The sequence below is a fragment of the Polaribacter sp. HL-MS24 genome (assembly GCF_032758595.1).
In the GTDB taxonomy this organism is placed as follows: Bacteria; Bacteroidota; Bacteroidia; order Flavobacteriales; family Flavobacteriaceae; genus Polaribacter.
This window is the reverse complement of sequence record NZ_CP136415.1, coordinates 2,135,297-2,160,725: the sequence shown is the minus strand read 5'-3', so window position 1 is coordinate 2,160,725 and position 25,429 is coordinate 2,135,297. Positions and strand designations below refer to the sequence as shown.

The 25,429-nt window shown below is 32.3% G+C and carries 21 protein-coding genes; 18 read left to right on the top strand and 3 right to left on the bottom strand.

The window, feature by feature from the left end; genetic code table 11:
* Positions 1–84: 84 nt before the first annotated feature.
* The 7 genes from RRF69_RS10205 to RRF69_RS10175 all read left to right on the top strand — a co-directional run bounded on the left by RRF69_RS10205 (position 85) and on the right by RRF69_RS10175 (position 9,692).
* Positions 85–1,611: an IgGFc-binding protein gene (locus RRF69_RS10205; protein ID WP_316939686.1), complete on the top strand. Its 1,527-nt coding sequence runs from the start codon at positions 85–87 to the stop codon at positions 1,609–1,611.
* Positions 1,612–1,620: 9 nt separating this feature from the next.
* On the top strand, positions 1,621–3,111 hold the full coding sequence (locus RRF69_RS10200; protein ID WP_316939685.1) for a hypothetical protein: 1,491 nt from the start codon (positions 1,621–1,623) through the stop codon (positions 3,109–3,111).
* The gene (locus RRF69_RS10195) at positions 3,108–5,642 is read left to right on the top strand and encodes a T9SS type B sorting domain-containing protein (RefSeq protein ID WP_316939684.1); all 2,535 of its coding nucleotides are present in this window, start codon (positions 3,108–3,110) and stop codon (positions 5,640–5,642) included. Before RRF69_RS10200 ends, RRF69_RS10195 begins: the two co-directional genes overlap by 4 nt.
* 88 nt (positions 5,643–5,730) lie before the next feature.
* Positions 5,731–7,719, top strand: coding sequence for an excinuclease ABC subunit UvrB (gene uvrB / locus RRF69_RS10190; RefSeq protein WP_316939683.1), 1,989 nt, complete (start codon positions 5,731–5,733; stop codon positions 7,717–7,719).
* A gap of 190 nt (positions 7,720–7,909) precedes the next feature.
* On the top strand, positions 7,910–8,479 hold the full coding sequence (locus RRF69_RS10185; protein ID WP_316939681.1) for a class I SAM-dependent methyltransferase: 570 nt from the start codon (positions 7,910–7,912) through the stop codon (positions 8,477–8,479).
* Positions 8,463–8,840 (top strand): hypothetical protein, encoded by a 378-nt coding sequence (locus RRF69_RS10180; protein ID WP_316939680.1) that lies wholly within the window; start codon positions 8,463–8,465, stop codon positions 8,838–8,840. The genes RRF69_RS10185 and RRF69_RS10180 overlap by 17 nt, the downstream gene beginning before the upstream one ends.
* Positions 8,841–9,041: 201 nt before the next feature.
* Positions 9,042–9,692: a porin family protein gene (locus RRF69_RS10175; RefSeq protein WP_316939679.1), complete on the top strand. Its 651-nt coding sequence runs from the start codon at positions 9,042–9,044 to the stop codon at positions 9,690–9,692.
* A 138-nt stretch (positions 9,693–9,830) separates the two neighbouring features.
* Here RRF69_RS10175 and RRF69_RS10170 read toward each other — a convergent pair whose 3' ends face one another.
* On the bottom strand, positions 9,831–9,983 hold the full coding sequence (locus RRF69_RS10170) for a hypothetical protein (RefSeq protein ID WP_316939678.1): 153 nt from the start codon (positions 9,981–9,983) through the stop codon (positions 9,831–9,833).
* A 116-nt stretch (positions 9,984–10,099) separates the two neighbouring features.
* On the opposite strand from RRF69_RS10170, the gene RRF69_RS10165 reads away from it, so the two are divergent.
* The 9 genes from RRF69_RS10165 (at position 10,100) to RRF69_RS10125 (ending at position 21,265) form a co-directional block, all read left to right on the top strand.
* The gene (locus RRF69_RS10165; protein ID WP_316939677.1) at positions 10,100–10,696 is read left to right on the top strand and encodes a GNAT family protein; all 597 of its coding nucleotides are present in this window, start codon (positions 10,100–10,102) and stop codon (positions 10,694–10,696) included.
* A 61-nt stretch (positions 10,697–10,757) separates the two neighbouring features.
* The gene (locus tag RRF69_RS10160; protein ID WP_316939676.1) at positions 10,758–13,502 is read left to right on the top strand and encodes a hypothetical protein; all 2,745 of its coding nucleotides are present in this window, start codon (positions 10,758–10,760) and stop codon (positions 13,500–13,502) included.
* On the top strand, positions 13,499–14,293 hold the full coding sequence (locus RRF69_RS10155; RefSeq protein ID WP_316939675.1) for a hypothetical protein: 795 nt from the start codon (positions 13,499–13,501) through the stop codon (positions 14,291–14,293). The genes RRF69_RS10160 and RRF69_RS10155 overlap by 4 nt, the downstream gene beginning before the upstream one ends.
* Positions 14,286–15,491: a hypothetical protein gene (locus tag RRF69_RS10150; RefSeq protein WP_316939673.1), complete on the top strand. Its 1,206-nt coding sequence runs from the start codon at positions 14,286–14,288 to the stop codon at positions 15,489–15,491. Before RRF69_RS10155 ends, RRF69_RS10150 begins: the two co-directional genes overlap by 8 nt.
* Before the next feature lie 48 nt (positions 15,492–15,539).
* Positions 15,540–16,037 carry a condensin complex protein MksE gene (locus RRF69_RS10145; protein ID WP_410479484.1) on the top strand — a complete coding sequence of 166 codons (498 nt, stop codon included), beginning with the start codon at positions 15,540–15,542 and terminating at the stop codon, positions 16,035–16,037.
* 985 nt (positions 16,038–17,022) lie between these two features.
* Complete coding sequence (locus RRF69_RS10140) at positions 17,023–17,244, top strand: hypothetical protein (protein WP_316939671.1); 222 nt, start codon at positions 17,023–17,025, stop codon at positions 17,242–17,244.
* Between the two features lie 844 nt (positions 17,245–18,088).
* Positions 18,089–18,814: a TraB/GumN family protein gene (locus RRF69_RS10135; protein WP_316939670.1), complete on the top strand. Its 726-nt coding sequence runs from the start codon at positions 18,089–18,091 to the stop codon at positions 18,812–18,814.
* Positions 18,815–19,345: 531 nt separating this feature from the next.
* Positions 19,346–20,275 (top strand): hypothetical protein, encoded by a 930-nt coding sequence (locus RRF69_RS10130; protein ID WP_316939669.1) that lies wholly within the window; start codon positions 19,346–19,348, stop codon positions 20,273–20,275.
* Positions 20,276–20,368: 93 nt separating this feature from the next.
* Positions 20,369–21,265 (top strand): hypothetical protein, encoded by an 897-nt coding sequence (locus RRF69_RS10125; protein WP_316939668.1) that lies wholly within the window; start codon positions 20,369–20,371, stop codon positions 21,263–21,265.
* A gap of 87 nt (positions 21,266–21,352) precedes the next feature.
* On the opposite strand, the gene RRF69_RS10120 is transcribed toward RRF69_RS10125, so the two are convergent.
* Both RRF69_RS10120 and RRF69_RS10115 read right to left on the bottom strand, forming a co-directional pair.
* Positions 21,353–22,150 carry a transposase gene (locus RRF69_RS10120; RefSeq protein WP_316939667.1) on the bottom strand — a complete coding sequence of 266 codons (798 nt, stop codon included), beginning with the start codon at positions 22,148–22,150 and terminating at the stop codon, positions 21,353–21,355.
* Entirely contained in the window at positions 22,083–22,961 is an 879-nt protein-coding gene (locus RRF69_RS10115) for a transposase (protein WP_316939655.1), read from the bottom strand. Before RRF69_RS10115 ends, RRF69_RS10120 begins: the two co-directional genes overlap by 68 nt.
* Before the next feature lie 206 nt (positions 22,962–23,167).
* Here RRF69_RS10115 and RRF69_RS10110 point away from each other — a divergent pair, with 206 nt between their 5' ends.
* The gene (locus RRF69_RS10110; RefSeq protein WP_316939666.1) at positions 23,168–24,265 is read left to right on the top strand and encodes an acyl-CoA desaturase; all 1,098 of its coding nucleotides are present in this window, start codon (positions 23,168–23,170) and stop codon (positions 24,263–24,265) included.
* Positions 24,255–25,319 (top strand): fatty acid desaturase family protein, encoded by a 1,065-nt coding sequence (locus RRF69_RS10105; protein WP_316939665.1) that lies wholly within the window; start codon positions 24,255–24,257, stop codon positions 25,317–25,319. Before RRF69_RS10110 ends, RRF69_RS10105 begins: the two co-directional genes overlap by 11 nt.
* Positions 25,320–25,429: the final 110 nt, after the last annotated feature.

Below are 25,429 nucleotides of genomic sequence, written 5' to 3'. Positions count from 1 at the left end.
TTGAATTTCATCCCCAAATTCCAAAAAATGTCGCTAAAACGTCTCCTTGTATTTCTTATTCTTATTTGTACAAGTTTCACTGTTTTGGGGCAATTAAGTAAAAAACATTATCTCCCACCCTTAACGAATGATGATCTCTTTTCTGATCAATACATTTATATTTCGACACCAAAAAATCAAGCAATTGCCTATACAATTACAGCCGTTGGTCAACAAGATATACCTGCATATAGTGGTGTAGTATCTAATGGAAATCCAATTGAGCAAGCGGTTTTAAACGCTAGTGGTTCAAACGACTTTAACAATAACAGTCAATTACATCTCCCCATCGACATGTCTAGTACCATTGTTAATAACAAAGGCTTTATTATTGAAGCAGAAGATGTAATTTATGTATCTGTAAGAGTTCGATCCAGTAGACCCAATCTATATCAGGCAGGTGCATTGGTTAGTAAAGGTGCCGCAGCATTGGGGACAGAGTTTAGAATTGGTGGAATGGTAAGAGCAAGTTCAGACCCTATTGAAGGACATGCAACTTTTGCTTCCATGATGGCCACTGAAAATAATACCAACATCACAATTGATGATTTACCAACTGGTATTACCATTGCAAATTATTCCGGTTCAATTCCTATTACTATAAATTTAAATGAAGGCGAAACCTATGTGGTTGCCGTATCTTCAAGCTCAGGAGGAGATCCAAATGATTTGATAGGGGGACAAATTTCTTCAGACAAACCTATCGTTGTCAATAGTGGTTCTGCTACAGGTTCTTTTGACCAAGGATATGATGGTCGTGACTATGGTTTTGACCAAATTGTAGATGCGTCAAAAATAGGGTCAGAATATATTTTTGTAAAAGGAAGTGGAAGTAATGGTTGGGAAAATGCCTTATTAATTGCTCATGAAGATGCTACCGAAATTTTCATCAACGGAGGAACTCTTGTGGCTACCATAGATGCAGGAGAATACTATGTTATCGAAGGTGATAATTATACCAACGGAAACAATATGTATGTACAAACCTCTAAAGCAGTTTTTGCTTACCAAGGAATTGGAGGATTGGATGGATCTGGAAGCGCTGCCGAACCCAATCAAGGAATGTTTTTTGTTCCCCCTCTAAGTTGCGAAAACAGAGGGAATGTAAACAACATAGCAACGATTGATAAAATTGGAGATGGAGATTTTACAGGAGGGACAACCATCGTAAGTACTACTGGTGCTACTATAACTATCAATGACAATCCCATTACAAGTTTTAATGTTCAAGGTCCTTTTACAGTAGATGGAAACACAAACTACGAAACTTATAAAGTCTCTGGTTTGACTGGAAATATCAAAGTAGAAAGTGACGGTGAATTGTATTGTGCCTATTTCAATTATAATGGATTTGCTACTTCAGGAAGTTTTTATTCAGGATTTCCCTCTGCTCCAGAAGTTAATTTTCAAACAACGGTAGTAAATCTTGGAAATTGTATTCCAAATGTGCTCCTTTCAGCAGGAAATACAGAGTTATTTGATTTTTATGAATGGTTTTATGATGATGGTCTTGGGGGTGGTTTTATATCTACAGGAGTTTCTACTCCAAATTACATGCCCGAAAATCCATGAAATTATCAATTGAAAGGATTTTTAACTTGTTCTGGAAACGTTATTGAGTCTGTCGTAATTCCAGTAAATATATGCCCAGACGATGTTGATAAAGATTTGGTGATTGACAATTTAGACATCGATATTGATAATGATGGAATTTTAAACTGTGACGAATCGAATGGGGATGCCATTATAAATTTGACAACCAGTAATGCACCTGAAATTATCTTTTCAGACGGTTCTACCAATGTTTCAATAGTCTCTAGTTCTTTTATAGAAAGTAATACCAGCGCTACAACCAATACTTTTACTGGAACGAATACTGGGGATTTTACCACTACAGTAAATTCAGGAAACACCTCCGACCTAAGTTATTCATTATTGTTCACAGAAACAATCAACTTTCAATTTACCGAAGCTCAAGGAAATCCACATACCCCCGTTGAAGGAGAATATTTTATGATTAAAATTTCACCCAATAATAAAAACATCAGTCTTGTCGATCCCGATGATCAATTGTTAATTGACACCGATTTTGATGGTGTTTTCGAAGCAGGTGTCCTCTATTTTTCTTCTACAGAAATTCGATTCAAATACAACTCAACTCCAACAGGAACAACTCCTTATAAATTTGTTGCAAGCAAAATTTTGGGAACTACTTTTGAGCATCATTTAAGCAATACCACAGCTGCATCTGTCTTTCAAGGTAATTTTAGCTTGACCTGCTTTGCAAAAGATACCGATAATGATGGCATAGAAGATGCCTACGATCTTGACTCCAATAACGATGGAATTCGCGATCTGTACGAAACGACTGGAACCCTGAACACGTCAACTATCGATACAAATTTGGATGGTTTATTTGATGTGTTTGAGACTCTTCCCTCAAACCTAGATAGTGATGGAGATACAATTTTAAACGTTTACGATGTAGATGCTGATAATGATGGGATTTATGACCTTGTTGAAACTGGACTCGATGATGCACAAATAGCCCTAATAGATTCTAATAATGACGGGATAATCGATACGATTGTGGACAACAATCAGAATGGACTTCATGACGACTTTGAAACAATCGCAACTCTCGATATAGATGGAGACAAAATCCCCAATTTTATAGATTTAGATAGCGATGAAGATGACTGTTATGATGTAATCGAAGCAGGATTTACAGACAACAATACAGATGGAATCTTAGGTACTTTACCCATTACTATTAATTCAACCGGAAAAGTAACCAGTGGAATCGATGGTTATACATCCCCCAATTTGGATTATGTTACTGCTGCTCCAATTCTAATCAATGTTCCTTTTGTGGATCAAGAATTCTGTGAATTGGAAACGAATCGCTTAACAATTGAATCAACCGCAGACAGCTATCAATGGCAACTAAGTACAGATAATGGTGCTACCTGGATCAATCTAGTAAATGATGCTCGCTATGATGGCGTAACGACAAAAGAGCTACAGATCACTAGCCCCCCTTGTCATTTAATAACTACAGGTTTCAAGTGATTCAAGGAAGGATTGGGAATGCTTGCGGAACCACTTCCAATGCAATTCGCTTAACAATCAATGCATTGCCAATCTTAAAAGCAAATCCAACACTCGAACAATGTATCAGCAACACCAATACCAACCCAACAGTCAATTTAACTACTGGAGAAATTAATATTACTGCAACCCCTAATACAAGGTTTGAATATTTTGAAGACAAACTTGGTTTAAATCCAATTACAGATCCTACCTCCTACCCAATTGTTGTAAATTCGACTCAAATGGTTTATGTCAAAGTGATTTCAGAAAAAGGATGTGCTCCCGACTTGACAAGGCTCACCATTAATTCAGGACAAACACCAGACAATGGTTACAATGATCTTCAGCCTCCAGTTTGTGATGATTTTTTAGATGCTAATGGAAATGACACCTCTGGAATGAACGATGATACCGATAACATCTCTAGTTTTTTTCTAGACAAAACAGCGATTGAAAACAGCATCAATCCACCAGCAAATACAACCGTTTATTATTATGAAAATTTTGTAGATCGCACCAATAATTTAAATGCAATCGATATTACCAATTACCGAAATGACCCAACAAAAATAGAAATCACGACCATTCCTGAAGGAATTCAGTTCCCAATCTATTTTAAAATATTAAGTGATGTCAATAACAAATGTGAAGGTTTGGGGCAATTTGATCTCCAAATTCATTCAACACCAATCACGAGTACCCATAGGCTTGATCCTATTATTCTCTGTGATACTGGGATTTTAGATGGTGATTTCACTAACGGAAGTAACCAAAATATCGACCTTACCCAACAAATCACACCTCTACTTCAGGGAACTGGTCAAAATTCAAGTGATTTTAATTTCACTTTTTATAAAACACAAGAAGCTGCCATTTCTGGTGATATGACCCAATCGGATTTTATTTCAAATCCAACACAATTTACCAATGATGTTCCTGCTACTTTTACCGTTGGAGATATCGTCAGTCAATTCATTTTTATTCGTATTGAGAACAAGAATACAGGCTGTGTCAATACTCATGCAAGTTTTGAACTCATAATCAAACCTCTGCCGATAATTACTACATTAATTCCACCAGTGCTAGTCTGTGATGCTGGTTCAAACGATGGGGATCTTCGCAATGGTTTGGCACAAAATATTGATCTGAGTAGTACAGATAGCTATGTATTAGGAACTAAAGATCCAAATGAGTATACTGTAAGTTATCACAAAACACGTGCTGACCTAGACGATTTATCTTCAACTGGTATCAATAAAAACAGTTATGATTCCGATCGAGATCGAGTGGTAATTGACCCAATTACCGCTATTAGTGAAGAAATTTTATTCATCAGGATTTTAGACAATTCGACAGGCTGTTCCTTCAGACAATCGACACTAACTATTATCGTACACCCAGAACCTAGCTTTGAAAATATTTCGAATCTCTCTGATTGTGATGATGATTTGGATGGATCTGACACCAACGGATTGATTCAAAACATTGATTTGGATGGAAAAATTGTTGAAATTTTAGGTCCTTTACAAGACCCTGACGATTATATCGTGAGTTTTCACAGTTCTCAAGCAGCAGCTACTTCTGGAGATTTCCCTTTGGCTTCTCCCTATTCAAATTCCTATAGAACTGAAACAATCTTTGTCAGAATTGAAAACAAAGCAACTTCATGCGTTAATGATGATGCACGTTTTGATATCATCGTCAATTCATTGCCTGATTTTTCCATCACATCACCACAAATTTTATGTTTAAATGCAATTCCTCTGACGATCTCAATAGATCGTGCTGACGATGTGTATGCTTACGAATGGAAAGATACTAGTGGAACAATTATTAGTACTACTGACAGTGCCAGCATCACACAAAGCGGAACCTACAGCGTTACTGCCACTACGACTAATGGGACGAATTGTTCTCAAACAGAATCGGTAGTCGTCAATGCATCCAATCCTGCAACATTGGTTGAAAACTTTATCACCATTATTGATGAAAGCAACAATATTGGCAATAACAATACCATTTCAGTGAGTATTGACACCCTCAGTAATGATCTTGGCCCAGGAGACTATCAGTATGCATTGAGAAATGATGACACTTCAACACGGATCCCATTTATCGGTTTTCAAGAAGACCCTCTTTTTGAAAATCTTGAAGGAGGAATTTACACCCTCATTGTCAATGATAAAAATGGCTGTTCGCCAGATACAACCTTACAAATATCTGTTATTCAATTTCCAAAATTCTTTACGCCTAATGGTGATGGATTCAATGATACTTGGGTCGTCAAAGGTGCAAACAAAACCTTTTACCCCAACAGTAGTATTCAAATATTCAATCGCTTTGGTAAACTTGTTGCCCAAGTACCTATAGACGGACAGGGTTGGGATGGAAACCATAATGGAAAGAGATTATCTTCTGATGATTATTGGTATGCCATTCAATTGATCCCTGCAGATACGAGCAAAGCGTCCATTCTTAAAAAAGGCCATTTTTCACTCCTGAGAAAATAGAAATTACCAAAAAAACCAAATCCAAATTATATAAACTTTTCTTAGCACAGAGGATAAAATCTACTAAAACAATCCGTATTTTTACTCGATGGAATTTAAATTAGTGTCAGAATTCTCTCCTACTGGAGATCAACCAGAAGCTATCAAACAGCTCACCCAAAGTATTGTTTCCGGAGAAAAGTATCAAACCTTACTAGGTGTTACGGGTTCTGGAAAAACTTTTTCAGTGGCCAATGTCATCCAACATGTCAAAAAACCCACCTTAGTGTTGGCACACAACAAAACCTTGGCAGCCCAATTGTATTCTGAATTCAAACATTTTTTTCCAGAAAATGCGGTGGAGTATTTTGTATCATACTACGATTATTACCAACCAGAGGCCTACATTCCCGTTACGGGTACCTATATTGAAAAAGATCTTTCCATCAACGAAGATATCGAACGCTTGAGATTGAGCACCACTTCTTCCCTACTCTCTGGCAGACGTGACGTTTTGGTTGTTGCTTCCGTTTCTTGTTTGTACGGAATTGGGAATCCAGTGGAATTTAAGAAAAATGTAATTCCAGTTGCCGTAGGTCAGCAAATAGCTCGGACAAAATTTTTACACCAATTGGTGACTAGTTTGTATTCTAGAACCGAAATTGAAATCAAAAGCGGGACTTTTAAAGTAAAGGGGGATGTCGTAACCATTTATCCATCCTACGGAGACCACGGGTTTCGCATTCACTTTTTTGGGGATGAAATTGAAGAAATTGAATCTTTCGATTTGGAAAATAACACAGTAATTGCATCTTTTGAAGAACTTACCATCTATCCTGCCAATTTATTCGTAACCTCTCCCGATGTTTTACAAAATGCCATTCATCAAATCCAGGAAGACATGGTGAAGCAGGTCGATTACTTTAAAGAAATCGGAAAGCACTTGGAAGCAAAACGCTTAAAAGAACGCACTGAATTTGACTTAGAAATGATTCGAGAATTGGGCTATTGTTCAGGAATTGAAAATTATTCACGGTATTTAGATGGACGAGCACCGGGCACCCGCCCGTTTTGTTTGTTGGATTATTTCCCAGAGGATTATTTGATGGTAATTGACGAAAGTCACGTTACCATTCCGCAAACCCATGCCATGTATGGAGGCGATCGCAGTCGGAAAGAGAATTTAGTCGAATATGGATTCCGATTGGCAGCAGCCATGGACAATCGCCCTTTAAAATTTGAAGAGTTTGAGGCCATTCAAAACCAAACTATTTTTGTGAGTGCTACCCCAGCAGATTACGAATTGCAAAAGACAGAAGGCGTCTTTGTTGAACAGATCATCCGACCAACAGGTTTGCTGGATCCTATTATTGAAATTCGACCCAGTTTGAATCAGATTGATGATTTGATTGAAGAAATTCAAATTCGCGTAGAAAAAAACGAACGCACCTTAGTTACTACTCTTACCAAACGAATGGCAGAAGAATTGACCAAATATTTGGCGCGGGTGGACATTCGATGTCGTTATATTCATTCCGATGTAGACACCCTAGAGCGAGTAGAAATCATGCAGGATTTGCGTAAAGGCTTGTTTGATGTGCTCATTGGTGTCAACTTATTAAGAGAAGGTTTGGACCTTCCCGAAGTCTCTCTGGTCGCCATTTTGGACGCAGATAAAGAAGGTTTTCTTAGAAGTCATCGGTCATTGACCCAAACAATAGGTAGAGCCGCTAGAAATGTAAATGGTTTGGCCATACTCTACGCTGATAAGATGACCAATAGTATGCAAAAAACCATTGACGAAACCGATCGCAGAAGAGAAAAGCAAATTGCCTACAATACCCAAAACAAGATTACTCCTACACAAATCAATAAGAAAATTGAAGACACTTTAACCAAATCGGCAGTGTCGAGTTATCATTACGACAATGCCAAACAAAAGGCCGCAGAACAAGATTTGCAGTACTTGCCCAAAGAAGAAATTGAAAAACGAATCCGTGAAAAACGCAAACATATGGAAGCCGCTGCTAAATCATTAGATTTTCTTGTTGCCGCGCAGTTGCGTGACGAAATTGCCCTTTTAAAAGAAAAGCTGTAAGGTAACAAGCCAATATCCGTACGACTTGACACTTCTATCCTTCCTTTCAATCTCTCTTTACTGAGTGTATACCTATTTTTTTTAGTTCGTTGAAAAACATTAACTTGCATTGATTAAGAATACAGCTTCAATTCTAGGTAAATAAAAAATGGAGTTCATTCAGTGAACTTTGGAAATAGGAATAAACGGTATGAATGACAATTATTACAAAACTAAAAAATCCGTTGAAGAATATATAAAATTGGCCAAAGACGTCCACGGAGAAGAATTGATTGAAAAGCTATCTCATTTCTTACCATCAAATTCATTGCTTCTTGAGATCGGTTCAGGTCCTGGAACTGATTTTCAAATATTAAAAAAAGAATATCGAGTTGTGGGTTCAGATTATTCAACAGAATTTCTGAATCGATTAATTAGAAATAATGCAAAGGATGAATTTTTAAATTTAGATGCCATAACACTTCGCACCCAAAGAAAGTTCGATGGGATATTTTCAAATAAAGTCTTACAACATTTAACGGACGAAGAATTAAGAAGATCTATACTACGACAGGTTGATTTATTAAATGACAGTGGTGTAATTTGCCATTCATTTTGGAAAGGTAAAGGAGAAGAACTTTTTAAAGGACTACTCGTAAATTACCAAACAGATGAAAGCCTGAGAGATTTATTTGGGAGGAATTTTGAAATTTTGTTGCTTGAAGAATATACCGAATTCGAAGACGGAGATTCATTGATACTCATTGGAAAGAAAAAATAGCAACTCCAATAGAATAAGTAACAGCAAGACAAAGGAAAAAAGAATTCACAGAAAACAGATTCATAGGTCTACAAAAGCAAGATACTTGTGCTATTGGGGTGGAGAACGTGGTTTTACATCTTCAACTTACTATTCATCTCAAGATAATGAATTTTATATATTAAGAAAAAATGAAAAGATTGCTTCTCCTTTAATAACCTTACCTACAAATATGAGTGCATCACTTTTTACTAAATCTTTCAGGAAGAGAGCTATGAAATATTTTTCAGATTGCCCTTCTTTGGTTAAAAAACTTAAAAAAAGAGAATTTAGAGAAAGTCAAATATTAAAAGTTATCGCTGAATATGAAAGTTGTGAATAAAGCTATTTTACAAAAAAATAATATGAATTATTAAATAACATTTGTTAACATCGTGTATAAAAAATTGCTTATTTTTAGCTTAATCAAAAGTATATGCTTTTCTAAAGTTCTTCTATTTTCCTTCGGAAAATAGCCGTACTTTTAAAAAGCAACTTTTCATAACACAAACACGTTACAAACAATTAAAAACAAAAATCATAGATGAAAAAGAACTTTTTGATTATTTTAATATTATTAGCTAATATTTCAATAAATGCACAAACGACTAAAATGAATTTTGGTCTTAAATCAGGAATTAATATGTCAAAATACACACCAGATGTGTATGTTGGGAATTCCAGGATTGTAGAATATCAAGGAAAAATTGGGTTTTATATTGGAGGTTATTCAAATATAAAAATTTCTAAAAAGTTTAGAATACAACCTGAATTACTTTTTTCTAACCAAGGAACAAAAAGAGTATTCGAGGATATTTCATTATTTGACTCAAATGGAATTCTTATAGGAGTTAGTGATATTGAAGAAACAATAAATGAATCTGTAATTTCTTTACCAATTATTTTACAATATTTTATTAATGAAAAATTTAATTTAGAAAGTGGAATTCAATTAGGTTATGTTATAAATCGAAAACAAGAAACTACCAAAGATTCTTTTGGGTTAAATCAAGGAAATAATTCTCAAAATAATAACACGAATTATGACAAATTTGATTTAGGCTTTAATTTAGGTTTAGGCTATAAAATATCTGAAAAATTGAGAATAAATATAAGATATTTTCTTGGTCTTATTGAAAGAGATAATTCAATAAAACCATCAATTTTCAGTTTAGGAATTGAATATGAAATATAAACTGTTTGTAACACCGGTAACCGTTCCACAAGCCCCGAAAAAAAGTAAAAAACCTTTCTTTTTAAGCCGTTATGTGAGATGTCATACTAAAAAATGGCTGTGCTGTAGTGTTTTTTGGAGGGGATCTACGCTTTTTTGTCAACTTGTACCATAATAAGCTCTAGTCAAGCCATACAAATATTCTAAATCTAAAACGCCTCCTAACTGGCGGTAAAAATTGTCTTTGGGTACTCGTTCGCTCAAACTAAAACAAGCAAACAGCTTTTCTTGATAGGTCTTTTTTCCTTGCATCCTTAAATTTAAAGAAAATATTTTTATTATCAATATATATTTACTTATATTTGGGTAAATACTTGTGCAACAGGCACAATCTGTATAGTTAAACGTTAGCAACAAGCAAAAAGACAATGAATATAGAAATTTTGAAATCAAATATAGAACTTGAAAATAATAGAGTTTTACTAATTCCTTTTGAAAATATAAGAAACCTAGAACTTAAAGAAATAATATTCAATAATGAAATTTGGAAGTATATGGGAATGTTTATACGAACAGAATCTGATTTTGAAAATTATATAAAGAACACACTTAAAGACAAGGAAAATGGTGTTTGCTATCCATTTTTAATTATTGACAAAAAAAGTGGAAAAGTAGCAGGAAGCACACGATATGGAAACATCAATATTGCTAGTCAGAAATCTGAAATTGGATGGACTTGGTACGGAAAAGACTTTCAAGGAACTGGGCTAAACAAAGCCTGTAAATATGAATTATTAAATTTCGGGTTTGAAAAAATAGGATTCAGACGAATACAATTTAGTGCAGATGAAGGCAATATTCGTTCACAAAGAGCGATTGAAAAGCTTGGAGCAATAAAAGAAGGAGTTTTTAGAAATAATTATATAGATTCCGAAGGAAAAAGTAAAAATGATGTTTACTATAGTATTGTCAAGGAGGATTGGAAAGACTTAAAAAAAGAACGATTTAGTAAATTTGATAAATAGCCAGTTGCTAACAAAACCTAAACTGCATTAAAACGCAGCTTAGCCAAAACGTTATCGCAAATTGGAAAGTAGTACTTCGAAATCGGCAACTTTTCATATACTCACCGTTGGAGGTAATGCAAAGAAACGAAGTGCAAACAATAAAAATTATCAAATGATAACAAAATTAATCCTATTAAATTCTGACATTTACTCAAAAGCAGACATTGAATTAAAAGATGCTGATGCAATTCAATTAATAGGACCAAATAATATTGGAAAAAGTACACTGATTTATGCTTTGAATTTTCTTTTTATTGTCGATGGAAAAAGAATGATTTTTAGTGGACAAAGAAGTGGAGACAAAAGCACAATTCACCATTATTTTCCTACTCATAATAAAAGCTTTTTGATTTTTGAGATTTTCAAAAACAGATATTATTGTATTCTTATAAAAAGAAATGTTGATGGAGACTTAGAATATTATAAAATTGAAAATGAATACAAAGAAGCTTTGTTCATCAATCAAGATAGCCAACGGCTCTACTCACTTCAAGAAATAGAATCAAATCACATTACTAATCAAATTGATTTCAATAAGTTTAAGGATAAACGTGAAGTCTTTAATTTTATTTACAAATCCGGAAAAAGCAATAACGCAGCTGTTTGGTTAGATTCAAATGTCAAAACAGACGGTTTAAGTAATAATTTTTCTAAAATTTATAAATATCTAATTTACTCAAAAGATATAGATAATACTGTTTTAAAGGATTCTTTAATTATTGCAGACAAAAAAGAGAAAGAAAAAATTGTTTTTACAAAGCAAAGCCAAAATGAAATCAACCGTCTTTTAAATTTTAATAATGAGATTAAAGCAATTAGAAGTGTAGAGAAAGATTTCAGTATATTTAAAGAACTTGTAAATCAATACAAAGCGACAAATACAATTTTAGCGAAATTAGTTTACAACTTTAATGATAAATACAAAATCGTTTTTAATGACATACACGAAAAAACGCAAGAAAAAGAGATTTTAAAAAAACAGTATTATGTTGAGTTAAATGAAAATCTAAAACCCAAAAAAGATACACTGTTACAAAAGAAAGGCAGTGTTAAAACAATCGTAGAAAGAGACAAGGAAGATTTTGATAAGTTAGAAGAAAAAAAGACAGCAATCTTATCAATTGGAGATTCTAAAACGATTCCGTTTTTTCAACAATCTATTGAAAATTTAGATACTAAACGAAAACAGATAGAAACAAAAATATCTCAAATAGAAACACAAGATTTAAGTAAACAAATTATTGAAAACAAAGTCAAAAAGCAAACGGAAAACCTTGAAAATATAAAAGAGAAAATTGATAATTACAAAAACTTATTAATTCATCAAATTTCAAAATATAAAAAAGCAAAAGAACTTATTAACAGTATATTCTCTGATAATTTAACAAGTATATCAAAAGATTATATTGAAAAAGAAATTGAGCAGATTTCTGAAATAATGCAAATATTTGATGGTGCAATAAAGTTACCTGATAACATTAAAACTAAACCCATTGAATCAATAGAAGAATTAAAAGAATCTGTTGAGCAACTTCAAAAAGAAATAAAAGCAAATAACGACTTACTACCTATAGCAGAGAAATTTGAGAATAATAAAGAAGAGCTTATAAAGATTAAAAAAGAAATTTCTGATTACCAGAGTAAAATAGATGAAATAAATTCTTTACCTAATCTTATAAAAGAAATAGATATTATCTCAAAAAGAATTAAAACCAATCAACAAGAGTTTGACGAACTTGAAAAAGAAATAATAAAAATAGGTGGTAAAATAAAAGAATTTGACGGTAAGTATTCTGACATTATTGGAGATATAAAGGGTTTAAATGATAAAAGGAAAGAAATAATAGATTGGAAAATTGAAATTGAAGAAACAGGAATTATTGAAATTGAAAATGAAACATCAAGTTCGTTAAATAATATTTATGCAGACTTTAATAGATTTCTTAAAGATAGAAATAGCTTTAAAACAGATAAAGATATATTATTTGAACGCTTAAAGAATAAAACCAATTCCGTTGAAGCAAATGAAGAAAAATTGATTGAATACATTGAAAGTGAGTTAGCAACAATAAACAAAAAAGAGAAAAGCATTAAAGATTTACTTCGTAGTATTTCTTCTTTGTATTCAGCACAAGCAAAGTCTTTATTATCAAGTTATGACGAATTTTATTCTTGGGTTGTAAACCAATTCAATAGCAAATTAAGGAAAATTAAAATCTCTGATATTGATTCTTTAAAGATTGAACTAATTCAAAATGATACCTTAAAAAAGGATTTAAACAAGATAATGGAAATACAAGGTTTAGATTATAATCAAATATTATTTGACCAAACAGATAATCTAAATGTTCTGAAAAAATATCTTGAAAATGGTATAACCATTAATTTTTCTGATTTATTCGATATTAAGCTACATCTTGAAAACAAAGGGAAAAAGAAAGCTGTTGATTTGAAAAATCAAATTGAATCTGATGGAACAGACAAGATGATTAGGCTGGTTATCATTATGGCAATAATCAATAAGTTAACAATCAATGATAAAGAAAATAAAATTGTATTATTCATTGATGAATTAGGAACTATTGATGATGAAAACAGAATTGAATTATTAAAGTTTTGTAAGGACAATAACTTTTTGCCTATATCCGCAGCACTTCACCCATATGATGGATTTGATAAATATTATAAAATTTTCAGAAGTCAAGGGAAGATTATTGTTAGTGCAAAAAATGGTAATGCAATGTATAGAAGAAAAATAAAATGAAAGAAATAGATTTTAAAACATATAACTTTTTAAAAGAGCTAAAAGAGATTTCTGCTTCAAAGATTCCGAAAAGTGTTTTTAATTCTAACATTTTTCAGTCGTTATTATCAAGTAATATTTTGCTAAAAGAAAAAAAAGGAAAAGGCTTTGTTGTTTCAATTAATAACGAAAATTTATTTGATATTTTTTTTTCTAAAAGTTTCCCTGTAAACTCCTTTTCAAAATCAAAAAGTTCGAATATTAAAAGATATAGAGATTCAAAGGCTTCTCAAATAAAAAATGAACCAATATTTTTAATACGTGGTTTCAAAAAGACTCTAATCAATAGCAAAGAACTTGACTTGAATTATTATACCAAAACATTTGGACTATTTTCAATAAAAAACCCAATTATTATTGCTGGTAAGGTTTGTTTTGTTGAGAATTTGGATACATTTCTAAGAGCCGAAAAAGTTTTAGGTAATAATTATATATATTTTCATAAATATGGAAGAATAGGAAAAGATTCTATCAAAAAAATTGAAGCAAACGAATATTCCGTTTTTGTTGATTACGATTTCAACGGACTGGATGAATATCTACGAATAAAATCTATTTATCCAAATACTAAATTATATGTTCCGAACAATTTTAATGAATTGTATGAGAAGTTCTCTAAATCATTAAAAGGAAACAAAGCTAAGATGACAATTAGAGTTAAAAATTCTCATTTGCCAGAAGTTGTTAAAATTAGAGAACTTGTATTAAAGAATAATAAATTTTTAGAACAAGAAATTTTAACTGATGATTAAAGCAGAACCGAAAACAATATTATCATTTATTCATCAACATTTTGATTTGTTGAAAGAATTGTTTTTGGCTCAATCAAGAAACAATTCTATTGACTATGAGTTTTTAGATAATGAAATTGAAAAATATGGAGTAGAAATTAAAAATCAATTGTTTGTATACCAGATTTTAAAAAACATCAATGATGAATACCAAATAACGGATGTTTATTACAATCTTTTTGAATTTATTCTACAACAATTCAAACCTTTATTACCCGAAGAGATTGAAAAATATGTTCAATCAATTACTAATCTATTCATCAAGATAAAAGAAGATATAAACAAAGACAAAAATATATTAATAGAAAGAATTGATTCTTTAACAAATGAAATTGATAAATTCTTGTCGCAAGTCAAAAACAACACATCAAGTTTGTTAGTAAAATCAAGGGATTTAAAAGCAAATATTGATAATATTGACTATCAAGAAAAGATTCATAAAGCAAGTTTTTGGATTGAATATTACATAATTCCTTTGAACAATATTATTGATATACATAACTCTGAATCTATTTATAATATTTTACTAAATATCTCTGAATATACAAATGAGAAAAGATTAAATTTCCAAGATGAGAATATTCGTTTAAAATTTGGACGCTTGTATAATAGACTAAAACAAACCTTAATTGATATTCGACAACAATCAGAAATATTAGTAAATGAACTAATTCCTTTAATTGAACGAATTAAAACTGAAAATTCAATATTAAAAGGAATGCATCATTATTTAAGTAAGGGGTTTTGTTATAAAAAAGATAGTCCGCAAAAAGAATTATTGCAAAAATTTAGAGACAATGTTTTTTCTAATGACTTTGGGCTTTCTACCAAAGAGTATTTTGAGCAATTTCAATTAGAAGAAGAAGTTTTTATTAATGATGAAAGTCATAGTTTTGAAGATTGGATTTTTGATAAAATCAAATATAAAGTAAGAATGGTAGAATCTTTACCAATCCAAAATTTCTTCGAATGGACTAATAATGAAATAAAATCTGACAATTCAGATTTTAGCACAAATCAATACTTTACAATGGTCTCTCTTTTATTTGAGAAAGACATTAATATAGTATATCAAAATAAATACGAAAAAATTATTATAGAAAATGATAATACAGAACTTAAAATACCTGTTCTAAAAATAACAAAAGATGAAGATTGAATATCCTGAATATCATTATGACATTGTAAAAAGTTTGTTAGACGGAAAATTTATTTTATTTCAGGAAAGCTTTTCAAAACAATTTCAGAATTAGAAAACAAAGAGTTTTATACTGATTTCTTCCAAGAATCTTTCGGCTATGAATTAATAGTAGAAACTGAATATATTTATTTAATTTCTAAAAATACAGACGAAAAAACATCAAGAGATATAATGACATTTATATCAATCCTATCCTATGAAATAGATAAAGAAGGTAAAAACTTTATTGATGAGTTAAATAGTTCATTTTTCAATTTAGAAAGAATAAATCAGTATTTTAAAAACTCTCATAGCTGGAATGAAATTATCAAAGAAAACAAGCAAATAAGCAGTCCTGAAAGCAGGAAGAGTTTAATCTATAATACAATGTTAAAACGAAATATAATTGAAAAAATGGGAGATAATTTTCATTTTACAAAAGCTCATAAAGTGTTTTTAGGCTTTGCATTAGAGTTAATAAATAAAGAGAATGAAGAAGAAAGCACATACCACCAACAAAGGTAACCGTTGCACAAGCCCCGAAAAAAAGTAAAAAACCTTCCTTTTTAAGCCGATGTGCGGGATGCAATACTAAAAAATGAGTGTGCTGTATTGTTTTTTGGAGGGGATCTACGCTTTTTTGTCCACTTGTACCATAATAAGCCCTAGTCAAGCCATACAAATATTCTAAATCTAAAACGCCTCCTAACTGTCGGTAAAAATTGTCTTTGGGTACTCGTTCGCTCAAACTAAAACAAGCAAACAGCTTTTCTTGATAGGTCTTTTTTCCTTGCATCCTTAAATTTAAAGAAAATATTTTTATTATCAATCTATATTTACTTATATTTGGGTAAATACTTGTGCAACAGGCACAATGTATAAAAATAATAGCCGAAATAGTAGTAAATTCAAGGATTGTAGCCCGCTTCAACTTTCTTTTACCTTGACAAGTAGGTGTCACGCACTCGGATACTATTCTTATACGCAACGTTGTGCAACATGAACCAAATCAAAGTCTAGGAAGGACTGACAATCCAAAGTTGAAAACTAACAACATTAAAAAAATGTGAGAGGAGTATGGGAAAGTTGAAAAGCCTCTTAAGAACATTTTGAATTTATTTTACTATATTCATTTTGTTTTAAATATAGAGTAAACCGAGTTATTGAAAATAGAAAGAGTAAAATTTAAAAAATAAGATAAAACTTGATAAATATTTTGAAGATCTTGTATATCAAAAATATTACTTTTTCTAATCTACTTATGAATAATCTTAAAAATGCAAAAAAGGAGACTAAAAATAAAATCTATTATAGTAAAAATAATAATCAAGAAGAAATTTTAAAAGAATTAGGTCTTTATGAAGAATATCAAAATCACAAAAAGAATGTTGAAAAGAATATAATTAACATAAAGAAAATTATCCTGAATTAGTTCTATTGTCCAAACATGAGTTATTAACTGAATTAGAAATCATCAAAAAAATAATATAATAAAAAAACAAATTCACATATGAGTAAGAATGAAGATCCATGTGACGACAAATTTGAACAAGATTTTCATAATATACATGCATCATATGATAGAGCTATAACTTGGTGTAATGTTTTAACTTTAATGACTTTAGGCGTAGCATCTCCTTGTTATGGTGTAGCTGTTGCTGACGCCATAATCGAAACTGTTGTGGCTATTGAAAATCATGCCAGATGTAGAGAAGCAACTTCTAACTATTAAAAAATTATGGAAACATATTTTAGTTCTTACGCTTATATTAAAGTTATAATCTTAATTATAATAGTTTATTACTTTTATAATTTTTACAAAAAAAACTTGAATATTGTATCAAAAATTAAATACGGTAAATTATTATTTGCTTTAACTTGTTTACAAGTAATTGTTTTTAGTTTCATTATTTTATTTAAACTTAAATATGAATATTTGTATTTATTAATCCCAACATTTCCATTCAGTCTTTGTTTTAACTATAAGTTTCATCTAAATAAGAATACAAAAAACAATTATATTTATGTTTTTTTTATAATATCTTTTTGTTTTTACATTTTTTATATCTTATTTTAAAAATAACGTTGCACAACTAAGGTAACCGTTACACAAGCCCCGAAAAAAAGTAAAAAACCTTCCTTTTTAAGCCGATGTGCGGGATGCAATACTAAAAAATGAGTGTGCTGTATTGTTTTTTGGAGGGATCTACGCTTTTTTGTCCACTTGTACCATAATAAGCTCTAGTCAAGCCATACAAATAGTCTAAATCTAAAACGCTTCCTAACTGTCGATAAAATTGTCTTTGGGTACTCGTTCGCTCAAACTAAAACAAGCAAACAGCTTTTCTTGATAGGTCTTTTTTCCTTGCATCCTTAAATTTAAAGAAAATATTTTTATTATCAATCTATATTTACTTATATTTGGGTAAATACTTGTGCAACAGGCACAACATGTATAGTTCATTGCTCGGAAATTCCGATAGGAATTTCTGTCGCTTCTGAACAATGGGTTTCTTTCTTTTTACTAACTTAGTACACAACGCAACGAAACCATACACGAACACGTTAGGCAACATATGAAAAAAACTCTACTTCTAATATCAATTTTATTTACAATAACATCTTGTTTTCATAAAGAAAAAAGGGATTTTGATAAAGGAAATCTTTGGGAAATCACTTCAAAAAAAGGAAAGACATCTTACCTTTTTGGTACAATTCATTTATATCCAAAAAATGAAATAGAATTTCCTGAAAAAATAGTTATCAATCTTAAGAAATGTGAACAATTAGCACTTGAAAGAGATGTTACTGACAAATCGGAACAACAAAAATTTATGAATTTTAAAATTCCAGACTTTATTAAAGAGACTTACAGAGTTATAATGTCAGAATATGGAAATGAGCTTGTTTCAATGGAAAGTCAACTGATAAATATCGCTCAAGAAAATGAAATTAAAGTAACTGGACTAGAATCTACCGATGAAATTATAGAAGTAATGAAAAAACTAAATGGAGTTAAGTTACCTAAAAGTGAATTTGAATATGACAGTATACTTAAAGTATATAAACGAACTCTAAAAATGTATAAACATCAACAGATTGGTGCTTTTAAAGATATTTCGCCTGCTCAAATAACTGATTTAGTTATTAATCAACGGAATAAAAACTGGATTGATGACATAATTAATATCATAGAAAATAAGCCAACATTTATTGCAGTTGGAATGGGACATTTAGGTGGGAAAGATGGACTTCTTTACTTATTAAACAAAAAAGACTATAATCTTAAAAGAATGGAGTAAAATACGTTGCCTAACACCGGTAACCGTTGCACAAGCCCCGAAAAAAAGTAAAAAACCTTCCTTTTTAAGCCGTTGTGTGAGATGCCATACTAAAAAATGAGTGTGCTGTATTGTTTTTTTGAGGAATTTATGCTTTTTTGCCCACTTGTACCATAATAAGCCAGCTGCGCAAAGTCTCCCGACTTCGCGCAACTAAAAAATCATAAAATGAAATGCAAATTTTGAAGTATCAAAATGAATTTGAACAAAAAATTAATGAATGAGAATTATATAAGCTCAAAGTCGGGAGACTTTGCGCAGCAGGGTGAAAACCTTGAAAAACAGGCTCAAAGAGCTTGCCTTTCATTTATCATCACAAATCAAGTCATTTGTAGTCGATTTAAAAGACTATCTAGATATAAAACCTAAACTATTACGACTCTTTTTGAACGTAAAACAAACCTTTAGATGCGATATAAATAAATCTAATCAATTAATCTTTAACTAAAATGGGGCTTATTGCGAAGTCTCCCGTTGGTAACCATTTGACGAATGAAAAAAGCATCCATTTTACTATTATTTTTTATTGTAGTTGTTTCGTGTAAACAGAACAAACATGAAAAGGCACAACCAACTGCTGAAAAAATTAAGTTCACCGAAATCATAAAAGAAGATTACGAACTTCATAAGCCAAGCGAAGAAATAAAAGGCGTTTTAATTTTATTCGGTGGTTATCCTGAAAATGCTGATGATATAAAAAGGGAGTTCCAAATTCTTGATATTGCAAGAGAAAACAGTATTGCTGTGTTGTTGTCAAATTTTAATCAGAAACTATGGCTTGAGAAAAGTGAAAAATATCAACTCGCAAAAAAATTACAGGACATAATTATTGAAAATAAACTGCCAACTGAAAATATTTTTGTCGGTGGCTTTTCAAGTGGTGGAGTTGTAAGTCTATTAATAAGTGATTTTATTATTGGGATGAAACAATTCTATATTGACCCGAAAGGAGTGTTTATCGTAGATTCACCAATAGATTTGACCGCATTGTACAAATCATCTGAAAAAAATATAGAACGAAATTTTTCTGAACCTTCAATTCAAGAAAGTATATGGCTTTTAGAAATTTTAGGCAATAACTTCGGTAATCCAAAGGACAATATTGCAAAATATGAAAACAGTGCTGTATTCACTTATAGCACGAATAACATCTCAAACCTAAAAAAATTAAAGCGTACAAAAATCAGACTTTATACAGAACCTGACACTCTTTGGTGGAAAGAAAATCGAATGGCTGATTACGAACAAATGAACGCTTTTTATATCAAAAAATTATCTGAAAGTCTTATCGAGAAAGGATATGAAAGTGTTGAATATATTCCGACAATTGATAAAGGATACAGAGCAAATGGCGAAAGACATCCTCATAGTTGGTCGATTGTAGACAAAAAGGACTTGGTAAATTGGATATTGAATAAATAAAATCTGTGTACAACAATACCTATACGCAATGCCCTTCGGAACACTGCGCATAGCCAAAACGTTGTGTGTAATTGAATACGCCCAAAATAAAGAATGAAATTATCAAAAGATAAATATTTAAAGGCAAGGGATTTTATATTGACAAATGCGAGAATGATTGAACGACGTTTATTTGAATTTCATTTTAGAAATGGAGATGAAAATGGCGTTTTTCACGCTGTTAATGCTTATCGAAATTCTGATGGTGGATTTGGTCACGGAATGGAACCAGATACGGCATCACCTGAAAGTCAACCTCTATTTAGTATTATGGCACTTGAAACGCTTGATGAAGTTGGTTGTTTGACCAAAGAAATCATTCTAAAAGATTTTATGCCATATTTTGAGAGTATAACAACAGAAAAAGGAGGTGTGCCTTGGATGTTTAGACCAAAAAGTGATTATCCCTGCGAAGGACATTTTAAAACAGTTAAAGAATGGGCGGCTTTAAGCACTACTGCACCTCTACTTGGGGTTTTGGAAAAGTATGAGATAGACATCCCTTGGATGAAAAAAGCAGAAGAGTTTGTTTGGAGTGAATTTGAACGAATTCAAGATAAACACGTCTTCTGCTATTTATGTGTGCCAAGGTGGCTGACATTCTTAACTAATACCAGAAGTAAAGAGAAGGCTAATAAAAGAATCAGCAACTTAAAAAAATGGATATCAGCAGATGGTATTATTTGTAATGATAAATCTGATGATGGATGGGGATTATATGGTAAACCACATAGTTTGAACTATGCCAATTCTACTGAAAGTGTGTTTTATTCTATGTTTAACAAAGAAACTATTGAGTCGGATTTACAAACATTAATTGAAAAACAAAAAGAGGATGGACGTTGGGATACTTGGTATGGCATTAGTGAAGGAACAAAGTTAGAATGGGCAGGAATACAGACATTATGGGTCTTAAAAACGCTGAAAAACTATGATAAAATAGAGAAATAAAACTACACACAACAATGGTAACCGTTGCACAAGCCCCGAAAAAAAGTAAAAAACCTTCCTTTTTAAGCCGATGTGCGGGATGCCATACTAAAAAATGAGTGTGCTGTATTGTTTTTTAAAGGGGGGTATATAGGACCCAATGCCCTTTGTGAGGGCGGTAATTTCAAAAAACACAAAACCAAGGGCTTTTGCCTTAGATTTTGCCAGTTTTTGAGTGAATTTCAGGTACTTTTTCAGATTGTAAGCCATTGCTGCTAGGTGCATCACCTTGTTGGCTTGCTGTATGCCTATGGTATTGATCTTTCTCAGGCCCATAAATTGAGTCAGTGTCCCAAAAACAGGTTCTACCGTGCTTTGACGTTTACGTTTCATAAAGCGTCCTTGTTTGCTGTGGACTCGTGCATTGTTTCGCTCATATTCCTCTCGGTAGTAGGTTACAGAAAATTTCTTCTCTTTGGCGGATTTACCTAGGCATTGGCTTGCTATTGGGCAGCCATTACATAGTTTACTCGACCCTCGGTATTCCTTTTTTAAGGTTTGGGTGCGATAGTCTTTAAATACTTTTTTGAAGGGGATGGATTTTCCTTGTGGACATACATAATGGTCTTCTTGATCATTGTAAATAAACCCTTTGGGACCACCTTTGTAGGTGCCGTGTGGTGGAATAAAGCTTTGTAAGTTCACTTGTTCTAAAAAGGCATAGTTCTCTCCACTACTATAACCCGTGTCGGCGACACAGTTTTGCCATAGTAATCCCGAGTGGTGAAGTCTTGGTTTTAAGCGATTCACAATATCCTGAAGGTATTGATTGTCTTTCTTATCGGCATGGTAAGCTTGAATATCGGTGATGACATGGTGGGCAGTGTCTACACTTAGCTGACTCATATAATTGAGTTTTCTCGCTTTGCCTTAGTTTTACACTAATTCTTGCATCAGGATCAGTCGGACTGTAATGGGTTTTGTTACTGGTGTATTTACTGCCTTTGTTGCCTGCACCGGGGCGCTGATCTTGATTTTTTGACCAGTTCTTGTTACGGCTTTTTATAGCGCCTAGTTCTTGTTTGTTTGCATCAATAGTTTGTTGAGTTTTAGAGGCCTTGTTTTCTTTGGCTTGTCGATGGGGTTTATCCATACGGCTGATATGACGTATCTTCTGCAAGTGTGATTCTAAGTCTTCTTTGGGAACTTTGAGTTCCAAACTATCCATGGATGCATTGGCTTTCACTGGGGCGGAGTCAATGGCTTGGGTGTGACCACTGACCATCCCCTTTGAAATACACAGTGCTAAAACCTTGGTAAATACCTCTTCAAAGAGGCTTTCTGGAAACAATTGTCGTGTACGACTAATCGTTGAATGCCATGGCAGTTCATCATCGATATCATAACCGATGAAATACAAAATATCCATACGCATGCTGCAATGGGATATCAGCTTGCGATCACTAATGATGTTTTCTAAATAGCCGACCAAACACAGTTTGAAAAAAACTACGGGATCTACGCTTTCTTGCCCACTTGTACCATAATAAGCTCTAGTCAAGCCATACAAATATTCTAAATCTAAAACGCCTCCTAACTGGCGGTAAAAATTGTCTTTGGGTACTCGTTCGCTCAAACTAAAACAAGCAAACAGCTTTTCTTGATAGGTCTTTTTTCCTTGCATCCTTAAATTTAAAGAAAATATTTTTATTATCAATCTATATTTACTTATATTTGGATAAATACTTGTGCAACAGGAACAATGTATAAAAATAATAGCCAAAATAGTAGTAAAATCATGGATTGTAGCCCGCTTCAACTTTCTTTTACCTTGACAAGTAGGTGTCACGCACTCGGATACTATTCTTATACTAACCGTTACAGGGCATTTAAAAAGACCGATTACCCAGAAAAGAAGAACTAATGAAAAAACTGAAATTCTCAAAAGATGAAGGTTCCACCTTCTACAAAGAACTGAACGAAAGAATCGAACAGTACTTTTCTGAAAAAGGAATTCGAAAGACAGGTAACAAGACAATGATTTTTAAAATCATACTTTATTTCAGTCTTGACATCTTGTTTTACGGACTTATGATTACTAGCACTACAACTTTAGGTTTTTATATTTTTTATCTATTAATGGGACTTTCTGTGCTTTTGACGGCTTTTAATATTTCGCACGATGCTGCACACGGAGTTGCAGTAAAAAGTAAATTTTGGAACAAAGTGCTGTTCTCAATAAGTTTTAATCTTCAAGGTAACAATGCTTACGTATGGGGAAAGAACCACAACGAATCGCATCATTTATATACCAATGTTGAAGGAAGCGACATAGACGTTTTAAATAATCCATTATTCCGAATGACTGAAAGTCAAGAATTAAAATGGTTTCACCGTTATCAGTTCATTTATGCTCCATTTTTATATCTACTTTACTCTTTGAATTGGTTCTTCTTTCGTGAGACCTTGATGCTTTTAAATTATTCTAGCAGGACTATAAAAATTGAAATCCCAAGAAATGAAGTATTCAAATTGGTTATTTACAAACTTCTTTATTTAGGTTATATGATTATCCTCCCTATTTACTTATTGAACTTTGGATGGGAAAACGTTTTGTTAGCATTCTTATTGAATCATTTTATGGTGTCTTTGTTGTTTGTGGGGGTTTTAGGTGTATCTCATTTGTCGGATTATGTAGAACATCCTGTTTCTGACAAGAATAACAAATTGGATATGAGTTGGCCAAAATTACAGATGTGCACGTCCGTTGATTACAATGCCGACAGCATATTTTTCAATTGGACATTGGGCGGTTTCAATGCTCACGCTCTACATCATTTGTTGCCTAACATTTGCCACGTTCACTATTTAGAAATTCTGCCAATATTCAGAGAGTTAGCACAAAAACACGGACTGAACTATATGGAAATGCCATATAGAAAATCATTAGCATCTCATTTCCGATTTTTAAAAGGAATGGGAACACAAAAATCTTTTAAACCAATACCTTTTGCGAGATAAACATGTTCATATCTCCAAGGACAGTGAATTGCTAAAAACCATTTACAGACAAGTAGATGAACAGCTTATTTTCGACAAGAAAGTATTTCTGTTGAAGATATGGGCTAAGTTTAGTTTCTACTTTTCGTTTTCGGTTGTTGCATACTTCTTACTTTATTTGGTAGAAAATCCAATTTACTTTGTACTTAGCTTTATTTTATACGGTTTTGTGTCGTTACTATTCGCTTTCAACTTTTCACACGACTTTTCTCATAACACGATTTTTAAAAATAAAAAGCTGAATAACCTTTGCTTTATTTTCATTTATACCATTGTTGGTGCACACGCGGAAGCTTGGAAACAAAGACACATCAACTCGCATCACTATGCACCTAATGTGGAAGACTACGACTCCGATTTGAAAATAACAAAACTAATAAGAGTAATTCCAAACAGTGAACACTTTTGGTATCATAAGTTTCAACACTTTTATGCTCCGTTAGCTTATACCACTTATTCGCTTTTTTGGGTTTTCATCAAGGATTTTGTAATTCTATTTTCAAAAGACGAATACACAGAAAAAAAAGGGTTCAAATATCATCTTTCATTCTGGACACAAAAGACTTTTTATCTGACCTTTATACTTGTTTTACCAATGCTTTTCTCAGGACAAGCTTGGTTTATTGTTTTGGCAGGTTTTTTTCTGATGCACTTAACACAGTCTTTGTTTTTACTTTTCACTTTCTTTATGACTCATCACGTTGAAGAAACTGAATATCCTACGACAGATGATAACGGTTATATCAAGACATCTTGGCTAATGAACCAAATAAAAAGTTCAAATGATATGCACCCATTTAGCGAAACTGCGAACTTCATACTAGGCGGATTCAACAATCACATTGCACATCATTTGTTTCCACATATACATCACATTCATTACCCCAAACTCAACAGAATCTTGTACTACACTTTACTTGAGAATAATATAAAACCAAATCAAACAACTTATTGGGGTGGAATACTATCCCATTTGAGACTATTAAAACGAATGGGAAAAAGAAACTCCCTGTAACAACGGTAACCGTTGCACAAGCCCCGAAAAAAAGTAAAAAACCTTCCTTTTTAAGCCGATGTGCGGGATGCAATACTAAAAAATGAGTGTGCTGTAGTGTTTTTTGGAGG